The sequence below is a fragment of the Oceanobacillus zhaokaii genome, from assembly GCF_003352005.1.
Taxonomy (GTDB): Bacteria; Bacillota; Bacilli; order Bacillales; family Amphibacillaceae; genus Oceanobacillus; species Oceanobacillus zhaokaii.
The window spans coordinates 120,965-135,871 of the sequence record NZ_CP024848.1 but is presented as its reverse complement, the minus strand read 5'-3'; the positions used below and the strand labels follow the sequence as shown (position 1 = coordinate 135,871).

The following is a 14,907-nucleotide window of genomic DNA, read 5'->3' as shown; positions in this document are numbered from 1 at the left end:
TCCTTTCGTCGCTAAATTATTTATCTAATACTTCACCGGATTTTTTAGCGATGCGGACTTTTTTGCCGTCACGTACTTCATACCCAACACGAGTTGGTTCACCGGATTTAGGATCAATTGGCATTACATTAGAAACATGAATTGGTGCTTCTAGTTCAAGAATTCCACCTTGTGGATTTTCTTGTGAAGGTTTAGCGTGTTTCTTCACCATGTTTACACCTTCAACTAGAACACGGTCTTTCTTTGGATATGCTTCTAATATCGTACCTGTTTTACCACGGTCTTTACCAGATAATACTTTTACTTTATCACCTTTTTTTACATGCATGCTTTACGCACCTCCTTGACAGGGCTATTCATTCGCTTATAAAACTTCTGGAGCTAGAGATACGATTTTCATGAATTTAGCATCACGTAATTCACGTGCAACAGGTCCGAAAATACGAGTCCCTCTTGGACTTTTATCATCACGGATAATTACGGCTGCATTTTCATCAAAACGAATATACGATCCATCTTTACGACGAGCACCAGTTTTTGTACGAACGATGACAGCTTTAACAACTTCACCTTTCTTGACAACGCCACCTGGTGTTGCTTGTTTTACTGAACAAACAATTACATCACCAATATTAGCAGTTTTACGTCCTGATCCGCCTAGTACTTTAATGGTTAATAATTCACGAGCACCAGAGTTATCTGCAACTTTTAAACGAGTTTCTTGTTGAATCATAACACTGTGACCTCCCTTCGGATAATTCCTTCGCGAACTTAAATTATATAATTACTGCTTCTTCGACAACTTCAACTAGACGAAAACGTTTAGTAGCTGAAAGTGGTCGAGTTTCCATAATGCGAACAATATCGCCAATCTTCGCTTGGTTATTCTCATCATGTGTTTTAAATTTCTTAGAGTATTTTACACGTTTACCGTACAATTTATGGTTCTTGTATGTTTCAATTACAACGGTAATTGTTTTATCCATTTTATCTGAAACAACACGGCCAGTGTATACTTTACGATTATTACGTTCAGTCATTTTGAGGCTAACCTCCTCTCTTGAATTAGTTATTCACGTTTAATTCACGGTGACGTACAACGGTTTTCATCCGTGCGATTTCTTTTCTTACTTCACGAATACGTGCAGTGTTTTCCAACTGACCAGTTGCAAGTTGGAAGCGTAAATTAAATAATTCTTCTTTTAATGATTTAACTTTTTGTTCAATTTCGGCAGTGGTTAGTTCTCTGATTTCATTAGCCTTCATTGATTTCACCACCAATTTCTTCGCGTTTTACGAACTTAGTTTTGATCGGTAGTTTGTGAGCAGCAAGACGAAAAGCTTCACGCGCTACTTCTTCAGGAACTCCCGCGATTTCAAACATAATTTTTCCTGGTTTAACTACTGCAACCCATCCTTCAGGTGCACCTTTACCAGAACCCATTCGAACTTCTAGAGGTTTTGCTGTATATGGTTTGTCTGGGAAAATCTTAATCCAAACTTTACCACCACGTTTCATGTAACGAGTCATTGCAATACGAGCAGCCTCGATTTGACGACTTGTAATCCAAGAAGCTTCTACAGCTTGTAAGCCATATTCACCGAATGCTACTGATGTACCACCCTTAGCTTGGCCTCTCATTTTACCACGATGTTGTCTACGATATTTAACACGTTTAGGCATTAACATAATGCATTGCCCCCTTCCTTATTTCTTATTTTTAGTTGGAAGGACTTCTCCACGATAGATCCACACTTTAACACCTAATTTACCATAAGTAGTATCAGCTTCAGCTGTACCGTAGTCAATGTCAGCACGTAATGTGTGTAGTGGCACTGTTCCTTCACTATAATGTTCTGCACGAGCGATATCTGCTCCACCTAGACGACCAGATACTTGTGTTTTGATTCCTTTTGCTCCTCCACGCATAGCACGTTGGATAGCTTGCTTCTGAGCTCGACGGAATGAAATACGATTTTCTAATTGACGAGCAATATTATCAGCTACTAATTTAGCATTTAAATCAACTTTTTTGATTTCAACGATATTAATGTGGACACGTTTGCCTGTAAGGCTGTTTAACGCTTTACGTAGTGCTTCTACTTCAGATCCACCTTTACCGATTACCATACCTGGTTTACCAGTATGAATTGTGATGTTTACACGATTAGCTGCACGTTCGATTTCGATAGAAGAAACAGCAGCAATCTTCAAGCGGTTTTCAAGATATTCTCTAATCTTAATATCTTCGTGTAAAAAGACAGCATAGTCTTTATCTGAATACCATTTAGACTCCCAGTCTTTAATAATACCTACACGGAGACCCGTTGGATTAATTTTTTGACCCACTGACTATCCCTCCTTCTTTTCTGTTACCACTACTGTGATGTGGCTTGTGCGTTTATTAATTTTGCTTGCACGTCCTTGTGCGCGTGGACGGAAACGTTTCAATGTAGCACCCTCATTAACATATGCTTCAGATATTACTAGATTATCTGGATCCATTTCGTAGTTGTGTTCAGCGTTTGCGATTGCAGACTTCAAAACTTTCTCTACGACTGGAGAAGCACCACGTTGTGTATGACGGAGTATTGCAACTGCTTCGCCTACGTTTTTTCCTCGAATAAGATCAACAACTAATCGAACTTTACGAGGAGCTATACGAACTGATTTAGCTATGGCTTTAGCTTGCATACTTAGTGCCTCCTCTCATTAACGATTTGTTTTCTTATCATCGCCAGCATGTCCTCGATAAGTACGGGTTGGCGCGAATTCACCTAATTTATGTCCGACCATGTCCTCTGTGATATAAACTGGAACGTGTTTACGTCCATCATATACTGCAACTGTATGACCAACAAAAGTAGGGAAAATAGTTGAACGACGAGACCAAGTTTTTACTACTTGCTTCTTATCTGATTCGTTTAATTTCTCTATTTTTGTTAATAGATGATCATCTGCAAAAGGTCCTTTTTTTAAGCTACGACCCATGGATAAACCTCCTTCCGCAATTGAGAGACGGGGGATAACACCCGCCAATTATTCCGCTTATTTTTTACGTTTACGAACGATATATTTATCAGACGGTTTGTTACGCGTACGTGTCTTGTAACCAAGAGTTGGTTTACCCCAAGGTGACATAGGTGATTTACGTCCGATTGGTGTACGTCCTTCACCACCACCGTGCGGGTGATCGTTAGGGTTCATTACAGATCCACGTACTGTTGGGCGAATACCCATCCAACGAGAACGACCTGCTTTACCAATACGGATAAGCTCATGTTCAATATTTCCTACTTGACCAACTGTTGCGCGGCAAGTGCTTAAAATTAAACGAACTTCACCAGAAGCAAGACGTACTAATGTGTACTTTTCTTCACGTCCTAAGATTTGAGCTTCAGCTCCAGCAGAACGTGCTAATTGTCCACCATTACCTGGTTTTAATTCGATATTGTGGATAACAGTACCAACTGGAATGTTCACTAGTGGTAATGCATTACCAACTTTGATATCTGCATCTGCTCCAGATTCAATTACTTGACCTACTTGCAGTCCTTTTGGAGCTAGGATATAACGCTTTTCACCATCAGCATAGTTAATTAATGCGATGTTTGCTGTACGGTTTGGATCATACTCAACTGTAGCAACGCGTCCTGGTATACCATCTTTGTTGCGTTTGAAGTCAATAATACGATATTGACGCTTGTGACCGCCACCGTGATGACGAACAGTTAATCTACCTTGGTTATTACGTCCGCCACGTTTGAATAATGGACTTAACAAGGATTTCTCTGGAGTGTCTGTTGTGATCTCTGCGAAATCTGAAACAGACATATTACGACGACCATTTGATGTTGGTCTGAATTTTTTAATCGCCATCTTGTTTTCCCTCCTTCACGAGTATTTGTTTTTAAGCTTCAAAGAAGTCTAGTTCTTTACTATCCTCTGAAAGCTGTACGATAGCTTTTTTGCGATCCGAACGATATCCTTGATAACGTCCTTGACGCTTTAATTTACCTTTAACGTTGATTGTGTTCACGTTTAAAACTTTCACACCAAAGACAGATTCAATCGCATCTTTGATTTCTGTTTTATTTGCTTTTGGATATACTTCGAAAGTATATTTCTTTTCTGCCATTAAGTCTGCAGAATGCTCCGTAATGACAGGGCGTTTAATAATATCGCGTGCCTCTTTCATTATGCAAGCACCTCCCCTGCTTTTTCAGCTGCATCCTTCGTTAAGATCAACTTATCATGCGAAAGCAAGTCTAATACATTCAATTCTTCAACTGTTAACACTTTTACAGTTTGAAGATTGTTTGCTGAACGAGCAACAACTTCATTTTTGTCTGCAGTTACGATTAATGCTTTTGCATCAACGTTTAATGCAGCAAGCATTTTAACTACTTCTTTTGTTTTTGGAGCATCGATTGCAATGCTGTCCAATACTACTAGATTATCTTCCTTAACTTTAGAAGATAATGCAGATCTAAGAGCTAAACGACGTACTTTCTTAGGTAGTTTATAGCTATAGCTACGTGGTGTCGGTCCGAAAACTACTCCACCGCCTACCCATTGTGGTGAGCGAATAGATCCTTGACGTGCACGACCTGTTCCTTTTTGGCGCCATGGTTTACGACCACCACCGCGTACTTCAGAACGGTTTTTAACAGCGTGAGTACCTTGACGTAAAGATGCACGTTGCATTACTACTGCTTCATGTAATACGTGAGTATGTGGTTCAATTCCGAATACAACGTCGTTTAATTCAATTTCACCAGCATTACTTCCGTCTTGTTTAAATAGTGCTACTTTAGGCATGACATATCCTCCCTTCCTGTGTTTAATTAATTGCCTTTAATTGCGCTTTTGATTTCAACATAAGATTTCTTCGCACCAGGTACATTACCCTTAACTAAAAGCAAGTTTCGTTCAACATCAACATTAACAATTTCAAGGTTTTGAATTGTAATTTGTTTTGAACCCATATGTCCTGGTAGTTTTTTCCCTTTGAAGACACGCATCGCGTCTACTGCACCCATTGAACCTGGTCCTCTATGATAATGTGAACCATGACCCATTGGACCACGTGATTGACCGTGACGTTTGATTGAACCCTGGAATCCTTTACCTTTAGATGTTCCAGTTACATCAACTTTATCTCCAGCTTGGAAAACTTCAACGCTGATTTCTTGACCTACTTCATACTCGTCAAGATTTGCGTTACGGATTTCACGAACGTAGCGCTTAGGGGCTGTGTTTGCTTTATCAGCATGGCCTTTTTCCGCTTTATTAGTACGTGATTCCTTTTTATCTGCAAAACCGATTTGTAGTGCTTCATAACCGTCATTTTCATTTGTTCTCTTTTGTAGAACTACGTTTGGCTCAGCCTGAATTACTGTAACAGGGATCAACTCTCCGTTCTCAGAAAAAAGCTGAGTCATGCCGATTTTACGACCTAAGATTCCTTTCGTCATCCGTTACACCTCCTATATTAAACCTATATTTTATAATTTAATTTCTATATCCACACCAGATGGTAAGTCTAGACGCATTAACGAATCTACTGTTTTTGGTGTTGGATCAACAATATCAATTAAGCGTTTATGAGTACGCATTTCGAATTGCTCACGAGAATCCTTGTATTTGTGCACCGCACGTAATACAGTATAGATTGCTTTTTCTGTAGGCAATGGAATTGGTCCAGATACATTAGCACCAGAACGTTTCGCAGTTTCTACAATTTTCTCAGCTGATTGATCTAAAATACGGTGATCATAAGCTTTTAATCGAATTCTAATCTTCTCTTTTGCCATTATTTTCCCTCCTTATCGTCCATATTATTACAGACATACTCCGTGAAAATTACTTGACAGCTCGCCATGGCAAAGGGGCCGGGCGTGCCAACAACCTCTCACATCATCGCCTTCTTTTGACCAACATTAATATTATACTAAAATCAATTGGTCAATGCAACCTATATTTTTATAATCTTATAGGTTCTTTGCACATTTTTACATTATACATAACTGTGATGAGGAATGCAAGCTTTTATCCAAATACTTTTTTGTAAATTTTAATATAGCCAAACCTTTCTATGAAAAGCATCTTCTCTCTTCTTAGCGATGGTGAACGAACGATATCCAAATGGCTATATCTATAATAAAATGAATCTACAAAAAAACACAGGTAACGTCAGTTCGTTACCTGTGTTCATAATTATTACTTATTTAGTAATTGTTGAAACAACGCCAGATCCTACTGTACGTCCACCTTCACGGATTGAGAAACGAGTACCGTCTTCAATAGCGATTGGTGAAATAAGTTCTACGATCATTTCAGTGTTATCACCAGGCATAATCATTTCTACGCCTTCTGGAAGTTGGATAACTCCAGTTACGTCCGTTGTACGGAAGTAGAACTGTGGGCGATAGTTTGAGAAGAATGGAGTATGACGTCCACCTTCTTCCTTTGATAATACATAAACTTCAGCTTTGAAGTTAGTATGTGGAGTAATTGTACCTGGTTTTGCTAATACTTGACCACGGTTGATATCTTCACGAGAAACCCCACGAAGAAGTGCACCGATGTTGTCACCTGCTTCAGCATAATCAAGAAGCTTACGGAACATTTCAACACCTGTTACAGTTGATTTACTTGGAGCTTCAGAAAGACCAATGATTTCAATTTCATCCCCAACTTTAATTTGACCACGTTCTACACGTCCAGTTGCAACTGTACCACGACCAGTGATTGAGAATACATCCTCAACAGGCATCATGAATGGTTTGTCGTTGTCACGTTCTGGAGTTGGAACATATTCGTCTACAGCAGCCATTAATTCTAAAATAGCTTCTTCGTATTTAGCTTCGCCTTCTAGTGCTTTAAGAGCTGAACCTTTGATTACTGGTACATCATCACCAGGGAAATCGTATTCTGATAATAAATCACGAACTTCCATTTCAACTAGTTCAAGTAATTCTTCATCGTCAACCATATCAACTTTGTTAAGGAATACTACGAAAGCAGGTACCCCAACGTTACGAGAAAGAAGGATATGTTCACGAGTTTGTGGCATTGGACCATCAGCAGCAGATACTACTAAAATAGCTCCGTCCATTTGTGCAGCACCAGTGATCATGTTCTTAACATAGTCAGCGTGACCTGGGCAGTCAACGTGAGCATAGTGACGAGTTTCAGTTTCATATTCTACGTGAGAAGTTGAGATTGTGATTCCACGTTCTCTTTCTTCTGGAGCACCATCAATTTGGTCGTAAGCGCGTGCTTCTCCACCACCGTGTTTTGCAAGTACAGTTGTAATTGCAGCAGTTAACGTAGTTTTACCATGGTCAACGTGTCCAAGAGTACCAACGTTAACGTGATCTTTTGAGCGGTCAAATTTTTCTTTAGCCATTTATAGTTCCTCCTTTAAATAAGTAAAAGTGTTTTATATTATTTTATATCGTACTAAGAAATAATGATTGTACACTATTTCTTAGCCTTTAATAAGAGTTATACTTTAGTTTTAACGAAAAATCAATTATTCGCCTGCGTTTTTCTTAATAATTTCTTCAGAAATGCTCTTCGGTACTTCTTCATAATGATCAAATGTCATTGTGTATACTCCACGTCCTTGAGTGTTTGAACGTAATGCTGTTGCATAACCAAACATTTCGGAAAGTGGTACAAAGCCCTTAACAACTTGCGCGTTACCACGAGCTTCCATTCCTTCAATACGTCCACGACGAGAAGTAACGTCACCCATGATATCACCCATGTATTCTTCTGGAATAACAATTTCAACACGCATCATTGGTTCCAAGATAACCGGGTTACACTTGTTCTTAGCTGCTTTTAATGCCATTGATGCAGCGACTTTAAACGCCATTTCGTTCGAGTCAACATCATGATAACTACCATCAAATAGTGAAGCTTTAATATCAACTAATGGATAACCAGCTAACACACCGTTTTCCAGTGAGTCTCTAACCCCTTGCTCAACTGCAGGAATGTACTCACGTGGTACAACCCCACCAACAATGTTGTTGTTAAATTCGAAGCCTGCTCCTTCTTCGTTTGGTTCAAATTTGATCCAAACGTGTCCGAATTGTCCACGACCACCAGACTGACGTACAAATTTACCTTCGACTTCAGCAGATGCACGGAATGTTTCACGGTATGCTACTTGTGGCGCACCAACATTTGCTTCTACTTTAAATTCACGTTTCATACGGTCAACAATGATGTCTAGGTGAAGTTCACCCATACCAGAAATAATTGTTTGACCAGTTTCTACGTTAGTTTCAGTTTTGAAAGTTGGATCCTCTTCAGCAAGTTTGGATAATGCAATACCCATCTTATCTTGGTCAGCTTTTGTTTTTGGTTCAATTGCAACCGAGATAACTGGGGCAGGGAAATCCATTGATTCTAAGATTACAAGGTTCTTTTCATCGCAAAGTGTGTCTCCAGTTGTTGTATCTTTCAAACCAACCGCTGCTGCGATTTCACCAGAATATACTTCAGAAATTTCTTCACGGTGATTCGCATGCATTTGTAGAATACGTCCAACACGTTCGCGTTTATCCTTAACAGAGTTTCGTACGTATGATCCGGATTGTAGTGTTCCAGAATATACACGGAAGAATGTTAATTTACCAACAAACGGGTCTGTCATAACTTTAAATGCTAGTGCAGAGAATGGAGCTTTATCGTCAGCTGGACGAGTAACTTTTTCCTCTGTACCAGGAACAATTCCTTCAATAGCTGCAACATCTGTTGGAGCTGGAAGGTAATCAAGCACACCATCAAGCACTAATTGAACACCTTTGTTTTTAAATGCTGATCCACAGAATACAGGGTAGAATTCAACATTTAAAGTTGCTTTTCGAATTGCAGCTTTTAGTTCTTCGTTGGAGATTTCTTCTCCTTCTAGGAACTTCATCATTAAGTCTTCATCAGAGTCAGCTACAGCTTCGATTAAGCTAGCACGAAGTTCTTGAGCTTGTTCTAATAAATCAGCAGGAATTTCTCTTGATTCATCAACTGTTCCAAGGTCATCTGTATAAAAATGAGCTTCCTTGTTGATTAAATCAATAATTCCTTCAAATTGATCTTCTGCACCAATCGGCATTTGAACAGGATGTGCATTAGCACCTAGACGTTCCTTTAATGTTTTTGTAGCATAAAGGAAATCCGCACCTGTTTTATCCATTTTATTAACAAATACCATACGTGGTACGCCGTATGTTGTTGCTTGACGCCAAACAGTTTCTGTTTGTGGTTCTACACCTGATTGTGCATCTAGTACAGTCACCGCTCCATCAAGTACACGTAATGAACGTTCAACTTCAACAGTGAAGTCTACGTGTCCAGGAGTGTCAATGATGTTGATTCGATGACCTTTCCATGCAGCAGTTGTTGCAGCAGAAGTAATCGTAATTCCGCGTTCTTGTTCTTGCTCCATCCAGTCCATCTGTGATGCACCTTCATGTGTTTCACCAATCTTATGAATACGTCCTGTGTAGAAAAGAATACGCTCAGTAGTAGTGGTTTTACCTGCATCAATGTGCGCCATAATACCAATATTACGCGTCTTTTCCAAGGAGAACTCTCTTGTCATGTATTTTTCTCCTTCCTCTTAATGCTTTAGTTTTTAAATTACCAACGGTAGTGAGCGAAAGCTTTATTAGCTTCAGCCATTTTATGCATTTCTTCGCGTTTTTTCACAGAAGCTCCTGTGTTGTTAGAAGCATCTAGAATTTCATTAGCAAGACGTTCTTCCATTGTTTTCTCCCCACGTAGACGTGAGTAGTTAACGATGTAACGTAAGCCTAATGCTTGACGACGTTCTGGGCGAACTTCAACTGGTACTTGATAGTTTGAACCCCCAACACGACGAGCACGTACTTCTAATACTGGCATTACATTTTTCATTGCTTGTTCGAAAACTTCCATAGAATTTTGGCCGCTTCTTTCAGCAACTAATTCGAATGCTTTATAAAGAATTTTTTGAGCCTTTCCACGTTTACCATCAATCATGATTTGGTTGATTAAACGAGTTACTAATTTTGAATTATATAGTGGATCTGGCAATACATCACGTTTTGGCACTGGTCCTTTACGAGGCATATAGCATCCTCCTTTCCTGTATATGGTGCTTTAGATTAATTATTTTTGTTTTGGTTTCTTTGTTCCGTATTTTGAACGGCTTTGCATACGGCCGTCTACTCCAGCAGTATCAAGTGCACCACGAACGATATGGTAACGTACCCCTGGTAAGTCTTTAACACGACCTCCACGTAGAAGTACTACACTATGCTCTTGTAGATTGTGACCAATCCCTGGGATGTATGCTGTTACTTCCATGTTGTTCGACAAACGAACACGCGCATATTTACGTAAAGCTGAGTTCGGTTTCTTAGGAGTCAATGTACCAACACGAGTACATACACCACGTTTTTGTGGGGAACTTTGGTTTGTTAATTTCTTTTTAAAGCTGTTGTATCCTTTATTAAGTGCAGGTGAGTCAGTCTTTTTCACTTTACTCACACGACCTTTACGGATAAGTTGATTAATTGTAGGCATTATTTATGTCCTCCCTTCTTTACTTATAAAAAAATGGGTAACCAGATATATTAAATGGTTTTTGTAATACCACACATCCAGGTGGTTCATTTTTTAGCAAAAAAATAGTTCATTGTTATCAATTAGCTTCATAACACTATTTCTTCACCGCTACGCTTGATGCATTCACTTCAATATTACAAGCTGCGCCGAGCTTTTCTTTCGAACCAACATGGTGACAAGGTATATTTAATTCCACAGCTAAGCTAGCTACCTTTTGTGTCAATTGCTGATTAGCATCATCAGCAATGAAAACTTCACTTACCTCACCATTTTTCATGGCTTTAAGTGTTTGTTTTATTCCGATAACAATTCGTGTTTTATCTTGCGCCACTTTTTCATAAGACATTTTAAACATCCTCCAAAGGTTACAAGTATAAACGGAATCACCTTGAATATAGTAACATTGCCATTTTTTATTGTCAATAAAAAAATGAAATATTTTGTCGTGTTAATAACTTATTACATTAATTTAACATTCCGGATCTAACGTAATCACTTCGCTGTGGTAACGATCATTTTGACTGTATGATTGTTAAGATGATTTGTAGAAAACAGGGACATACCCTGCTTTCTACAAAATTAATCTCCATTACTATTGAACCGTTTCGATCTCTTCTGTTTGTTCAATTACAGGTTTATCAAGTACACCTTTAATGTTACGATACTGTGGCATTCCCGTACCAGCTGGAACGAGTTTTCCGATAATAACATTTTCTTTTAATCCAAGTAACTCATCGCGTTTTCCTTTAATTGCTGCATCTGTTAAGACACGAGTTGTTTCTTGGAATGATGCTGCTGATAGGAATGAATCTGTTTCCAAGGAAGCTTTCGTAATCCCTAGTAAAACAGGTTTCCCTGTTGCTGGCTGTTCACCATCAATTAAGACAGCATGGTTCGCATCTCTAAATTGATGTAATTCAAGTAGTGAACCAGGAAGTAAGTTCGTATCTCCAGATTCACTTACACGGATTTTACGTAGCATTTGGCGAACCATTACTTCTACGTGTTTATCGCCAATTTCTACCCCTTGCATACGATATACGCGTTGTACTTCGCGTAATAGGTAAGCTTGAACACCTTCAACACCTTGGATGCGCAGCAAGTCTTTCGGATCAATTGAACCTTCCGTTAACTCCTGACCAGCGAATACTTCGTCACCGATAGCGACTTTCATTCTCGCGTTGTACGGAACAGGGTAAGAACGTTGCTCAACTTCACCTTGGATAACAATTTCTTGTTTATCCTTCACTTCTTTCATTTCTAGGACAGTACCTGCGATTTCTGTAATTACTGCCTGACCTTTCGGAATACGCGCTTCAAATAGTTCTTGAATACGTGGTAAACCTTGGGTAATATCGTCTCCAGCAACCCCACCTGTATGGAAGGTACGCATTGTTAACTGTGTACCTGGCTCACCGATAGATTGGGCAGCAATAATACCAACTGCTTCTCCAACCTCAACATCAGCACCAGTTGCAAGGTTACGACCATAACATTTTTGGCAGACGCCGTGTTTGGTGTTACATGTAAATGCAGAGCGAATTGTTACCTCTTCAACTCCTGCATTAATAATCGCCTTCGCTTTGTCTTCTAGAATTAATTCATTTCGTTTCACAAGTACTTTACCTGTTTCAGGATGCTTCACAGGTGTGAATGCATTACGTCCGATTAGACGATCGATTAATGGTTCAATCACTTCTGTTCCATCTACTAAAGCAGAAACAGTTAAGCCACGATCTGTACCACAATCTTCTTCACGGATGATTACATCTTGTGCAACATCTACAAGCCTTCTTGTTAAGTAACCAGAGTCAGCAGTCTTAAGTGCTGTATCCGCAAGACCTTTACGAGCACCGTGTGTAGAAATAAAGTATTCTAGCACTGTTAAACCTTCACGGAAACTTGATTTGATTGGGATTTCAATGATTTTACCAGATGGATCCGCCATTAAACCACGCATACCTGCAAGCTGCGTGAAGTTAGATGCGTTACCACGGGCACCGGAATCACTCATCATGAAAATTGGATTTCGGTTACTCAATGAATCCATTAACTTACCTTGAATAACGTCTTTTGCTTGTGACCAAATCGAAATTACTCGGTCATAGCGTTCTTCTTCAGTAATCAATCCACGACGGAATTGTTTAAGGACGTTATCTACTTTGATTTGTGCTTCATCAAGAATTTCTTGTTTATCAGGTAAAACAACGATATCAGATATACCAACTGTCATACCAGCTTTCGTAGAATAACTAAATCCTAAATCTTTCATACGGTCAAGCATTTTCGATGTTTCTGTAATCTTATACTGCTTGAATACTTCAGCAATAATATCACCTAAGAAACCTTTCTTAAATGGCTTAACTTCATCGCGATTTTCGATCTCCTTCTGAAGATCTACTCCAACTTCCACAAAGTAATTTGCTGGTGTTTCTTCTTGCAAGTTTACTTTTGTAGGTTCGTTAATATATGGGAATGACTCCGGTAATATCTCGTTAAAGATTAACTTACCAACAGTCGTTAGAAGCATCATATTTTGTTGCTTTTCTGTAAATGTTTTGTTATTTACGCTAGATGCAAGCACTGCTATCCGTGTGTGTAAATGAACATATCCATTATGATAAGCTAACATCGCTTCATTAATATCTTTAAATACACTACCTTCTCCGACCGCTCCAGCGCGCTCCAACGTCAAGTAGTAGTTTCCTAATACCATATCCTGTGATGGTGTAACAACCGGTTTACCATCTTTTGGATTTAAGATGTTTTGCGCAGCAAGCATTAGGATACGTGCTTCTGCTTGTGCTTCTGCACTTAGTGGAACGTGAACAGCCATTTGGTCACCATCAAAGTCGGCATTATATGCAGTACATACTAAGGGATGCAAACGAATTGCGCGTCCTTCTACTAATGTAGGCTCAAATGCTTGAATACCTAGTCTATGCAATGTAGGTGCGCGGTTTAAGAGTACTGGATGTTCCTTAATAACATCTTCCAGCACATCCCAAACATCAGGGTGTACACGCTCAATTTTACGTTTCGCTGACTTAATATTATGCGCAAGTCCTCTTTCGACAAGCTCCTTCATAATAAATGGTTTAAATAGCTCTAATGCCATTTCTCTCGGCAGTCCGCATTGGTACATCTTTAAGTTAGGACCAACGATAATTACAGAACGGCCAGAGTAGTCAACACGTTTTCCAAGTAAGTTTTGACGGAAACGACCTTGCTTCCCTTTTAGCATGTGTGATAAAGATTTCAGAGGTCTATTACCTGGTCCTGTTACCGGACGGCCTCTACGACCATTATCAATTAAAGCATCAACTGCTTCTTGAAGCATACGTTTCTCATTTTGTACGATGATACTAGGTGCACCAAGGTCCAACAGCCGTTTTAGACGGTTATTTCTGTTAATTACTCGACGATATAAATCATTTAAATCAGAAGTAGCAAAACGTCCACCATCAAGTTGAACCATTGGTCTTATTTCTGGCGGGATTACTGGAATAACATCAAGAACCATCCAGCTCGTATCATTTCCAGAATGACGGAACGCTTCCAATACTTCTAATCTTTTAATTGCTCTTGTTCTTCTTTGACCACTTGCAGTCTTTAGTTCTTCTCTTAATGCGTCAACTTCTTTTTCAAGGTCAATATCTTGAAGTAGCTTGCGAATTGCTTCCGCACCCATTTGTGCTTTAAAAGAATTACCATACTTATCATAATATGAACGATATTCCTTCTCAGACAATAATTGTTTCTTTTCTAAAGGTGTATTTCCAGAATCAGTCACAATATATGCAGCGAAGTAGATAACTTCTTCTAACGCTCTTGGAGACATGTCTAAAATAAGACCCATTCTGCTTGGAATTCCTTTGAAATACCAAATATGCGATACAGGCGCGGCTAATTCGATGTGGCCCATACGTTCACGGCGCACTTTCGATTTAGTAACTTCTACACCACAGCGATCACAAACAACACCTTTGTACCGAACACGTTTGTATTTTCCACAATGGCATTCCCAGTCTTTAGTTGGCCCAAATATACGTTCACAGAACAAACCATCTTTCTCAGGCTTTAACGTACGATAATTAATTGTTTCTGGTTTTTTAACCTCGCCATATGACCAGGAGCGAATCTTCTCTGGTGAAGCCAAACCTATTTTCATATACTCAAATGTATTTACATCTAGCAAGGAGCCTTCCTCCCTTATAATGTGCGATTTTTACGATTCGACTAACGATATAAACTGGAGAATCACCTATGGTAAATAGGTA

Annotated in this window: 19 protein-coding genes; all 19 read right to left on the bottom strand. The window is 39.2% G+C overall.

The features are described 5' to 3' along the window. Window positions 1-16: 16 nt before the first annotated feature. Window positions 17-328 carry a 50S ribosomal protein L24 gene (gene rplX, locus CUC15_RS00715; protein ID WP_114914900.1) on the bottom strand — a complete coding sequence of 104 codons (312 nt, stop codon included), beginning with the start codon at window positions 326-328 and terminating at the stop codon, window positions 17-19. A gap of 36 nt (window positions 329-364) precedes the next feature. Beyond that, window positions 365-733: a 50S ribosomal protein L14 gene (gene rplN, locus CUC15_RS00710; RefSeq protein WP_114914899.1), complete on the bottom strand. Its 369-nt coding sequence runs from the start codon at window positions 731-733 to the stop codon at window positions 365-367. Window positions 734-776: 43 nt separating this feature from the next. After that, window positions 777-1,040, bottom strand: coding sequence for a 30S ribosomal protein S17 (gene rpsQ / locus CUC15_RS00705; protein ID WP_114914898.1), 264 nt, complete (start codon window positions 1,038-1,040; stop codon window positions 777-779). 25 nt (window positions 1,041-1,065) lie between these two features. Continuing rightward, on the bottom strand, window positions 1,066-1,266 hold the full coding sequence (gene rpmC / locus CUC15_RS00700) for a 50S ribosomal protein L29 (protein ID WP_114914897.1): 201 nt from the start codon (window positions 1,264-1,266) through the stop codon (window positions 1,066-1,068). After that, window positions 1,256-1,690, bottom strand: coding sequence for a 50S ribosomal protein L16 (rplP, locus tag CUC15_RS00695; RefSeq protein WP_114914896.1), 435 nt, complete (start codon window positions 1,688-1,690; stop codon window positions 1,256-1,258). The genes rpmC and rplP overlap by 11 nt, the downstream gene beginning before the upstream one ends. Window positions 1,691-1,708: 18 nt before the next feature. After that, a complete protein-coding gene (gene rpsC / locus CUC15_RS00690) occupies window positions 1,709-2,350 on the bottom strand; it encodes a 30S ribosomal protein S3 (protein ID WP_114914895.1) in 642 nt (213 codons plus the stop codon). Window positions 2,351-2,353: 3 nt separating this feature from the next. Then, a complete protein-coding gene (gene rplV / locus CUC15_RS00685; RefSeq protein WP_114914894.1) occupies window positions 2,354-2,695 on the bottom strand; it encodes a 50S ribosomal protein L22 in 342 nt (113 codons plus the stop codon). 18 nt (window positions 2,696-2,713) lie between these two features. Continuing rightward, entirely contained in the window at window positions 2,714-2,992 is a 279-nt protein-coding gene (rpsS, locus tag CUC15_RS00680) for a 30S ribosomal protein S19 (RefSeq protein WP_114914893.1), read from the bottom strand. Window positions 2,993-3,049: 57 nt separating this feature from the next. Next, window positions 3,050-3,880, bottom strand: a complete 831-nt coding sequence (rplB, locus tag CUC15_RS00675) for a 50S ribosomal protein L2 (protein WP_114914892.1) — start codon at window positions 3,878-3,880, stop codon at window positions 3,050-3,052. Between the two features lie 31 nt (window positions 3,881-3,911). Next, a complete protein-coding gene (gene rplW / locus CUC15_RS00670; RefSeq protein WP_114914891.1) occupies window positions 3,912-4,199 on the bottom strand; it encodes a 50S ribosomal protein L23 in 288 nt (95 codons plus the stop codon). Next, window positions 4,199-4,822, bottom strand: a complete 624-nt coding sequence (gene rplD, locus CUC15_RS00665) for a 50S ribosomal protein L4 (protein ID WP_114914890.1) — start codon at window positions 4,820-4,822, stop codon at window positions 4,199-4,201. Before rplD ends, rplW begins: the two co-directional genes overlap by 1 nt. 26 nt (window positions 4,823-4,848) lie before the next feature. Then, window positions 4,849-5,478 carry a 50S ribosomal protein L3 gene (gene rplC / locus CUC15_RS00660; RefSeq protein WP_114914889.1) on the bottom strand — a complete coding sequence of 210 codons (630 nt, stop codon included), beginning with the start codon at window positions 5,476-5,478 and terminating at the stop codon, window positions 4,849-4,851. Window positions 5,479-5,508: 30 nt separating this feature from the next. Continuing rightward, on the bottom strand, window positions 5,509-5,817 hold the full coding sequence (gene rpsJ / locus CUC15_RS00655; RefSeq protein WP_114914888.1) for a 30S ribosomal protein S10: 309 nt from the start codon (window positions 5,815-5,817) through the stop codon (window positions 5,509-5,511). A 410-nt stretch (window positions 5,818-6,227) separates the two neighbouring features. After that, window positions 6,228-7,415 carry an elongation factor Tu gene (tuf, locus tag CUC15_RS00650; RefSeq protein ID WP_114914887.1) on the bottom strand — a complete coding sequence of 396 codons (1,188 nt, stop codon included), beginning with the start codon at window positions 7,413-7,415 and terminating at the stop codon, window positions 6,228-6,230. 126 nt (window positions 7,416-7,541) lie between these two features. Continuing rightward, window positions 7,542-9,620: an elongation factor G gene (gene fusA, locus CUC15_RS00645; protein ID WP_114914886.1), complete on the bottom strand. Its 2,079-nt coding sequence runs from the start codon at window positions 9,618-9,620 to the stop codon at window positions 7,542-7,544. 38 nt (window positions 9,621-9,658) lie between these two features. Continuing rightward, the gene (rpsG, locus tag CUC15_RS00640) at window positions 9,659-10,129 is read right to left on the bottom strand and encodes a 30S ribosomal protein S7 (RefSeq protein WP_114914885.1); all 471 of its coding nucleotides are present in this window, start codon (window positions 10,127-10,129) and stop codon (window positions 9,659-9,661) included. 39 nt (window positions 10,130-10,168) lie between these two features. Beyond that, entirely contained in the window at window positions 10,169-10,585 is a 417-nt protein-coding gene (gene rpsL, locus CUC15_RS00635; RefSeq protein WP_114914884.1) for a 30S ribosomal protein S12, read from the bottom strand. A gap of 136 nt (window positions 10,586-10,721) precedes the next feature. Continuing rightward, entirely contained in the window at window positions 10,722-10,973 is a 252-nt protein-coding gene (locus CUC15_RS00630; RefSeq protein WP_114914883.1) for a ribosomal L7Ae/L30e/S12e/Gadd45 family protein, read from the bottom strand. Window positions 10,974-11,219: 246 nt separating this feature from the next. After that, window positions 11,220-14,825, bottom strand: coding sequence for a DNA-directed RNA polymerase subunit beta' (gene rpoC / locus CUC15_RS00625; RefSeq protein ID WP_114914882.1), 3,606 nt, complete (start codon window positions 14,823-14,825; stop codon window positions 11,220-11,222). Window positions 14,826-14,907 lie beyond the last annotated feature (82 nt).

What these genes read in the sequence shown, in the direction of transcription:
- rplP (WP_114914896.1), bottom strand. Translation starts at nt 1,690, where the DNA reads ATGTTAATGCCTAAACGTGTTAAATATCGTAGACAACATCGTGGTAAA.
- CUC15_RS00630 (WP_114914883.1), bottom strand. Translation starts at nt 10,973, where the DNA reads ATGTCTTATGAAAAAGTGGCGCAAGATAAAACACGAATTGTTATCGGA.
- rplV (WP_114914894.1), bottom strand. Translation starts at nt 2,695, where the DNA reads ATGCAAGCTAAAGCCATAGCTAAATCAGTTCGTATAGCTCCTCGTAAA.
- rplW (WP_114914891.1), bottom strand. Translation starts at nt 4,199, where the DNA reads ATGAAAGAGGCACGCGATATTATTAAACGCCCTGTCATTACGGAGCAT.
- rplB (WP_114914892.1), bottom strand. Translation starts at nt 3,880, where the DNA reads ATGGCGATTAAAAAATTCAGACCAACATCAAATGGTCGTCGTAATATG.
- rpmC (WP_114914897.1), bottom strand. Translation starts at nt 1,266, where the DNA reads ATGAAGGCTAATGAAATCAGAGAACTAACCACTGCCGAAATTGAACAA.
- rplC (WP_114914889.1), bottom strand. Translation starts at nt 5,478, where the DNA reads ATGACGAAAGGAATCTTAGGTCGTAAAATCGGCATGACTCAGCTTTTT.
- rpsJ (WP_114914888.1), bottom strand. Translation starts at nt 5,817, where the DNA reads ATGGCAAAAGAGAAGATTAGAATTCGATTAAAAGCTTATGATCACCGT.
- tuf (WP_114914887.1), bottom strand. Translation starts at nt 7,415, where the DNA reads ATGGCTAAAGAAAAATTTGACCGCTCAAAAGATCACGTTAACGTTGGT.
- rpsQ (WP_114914898.1), bottom strand. Translation starts at nt 1,040, where the DNA reads ATGACTGAACGTAATAATCGTAAAGTATACACTGGCCGTGTTGTTTCA.
- rpsG (WP_114914885.1), bottom strand. Translation starts at nt 10,129, where the DNA reads ATGCCTCGTAAAGGACCAGTGCCAAAACGTGATGTATTGCCAGATCCA.
- fusA (WP_114914886.1), bottom strand. Translation starts at nt 9,620, where the DNA reads ATGACAAGAGAGTTCTCCTTGGAAAAGACGCGTAATATTGGTATTATG.
- rplD (WP_114914890.1), bottom strand. Translation starts at nt 4,822, where the DNA reads ATGCCTAAAGTAGCACTATTTAAACAAGACGGAAGTAATGCTGGTGAA.
- rplN (WP_114914899.1), bottom strand. Translation starts at nt 733, where the DNA reads ATGATTCAACAAGAAACTCGTTTAAAAGTTGCAGATAACTCTGGTGCT.
- rplX (WP_114914900.1), bottom strand. Translation starts at nt 328, where the DNA reads ATGCATGTAAAAAAAGGTGATAAAGTAAAAGTATTATCTGGTAAAGAC.
- rpsS (WP_114914893.1), bottom strand. Translation starts at nt 2,992, where the DNA reads ATGGGTCGTAGCTTAAAAAAAGGACCTTTTGCAGATGATCATCTATTA.
- rpsL (WP_114914884.1), bottom strand. Translation starts at nt 10,585, where the DNA reads ATGCCTACAATTAATCAACTTATCCGTAAAGGTCGTGTGAGTAAAGTG.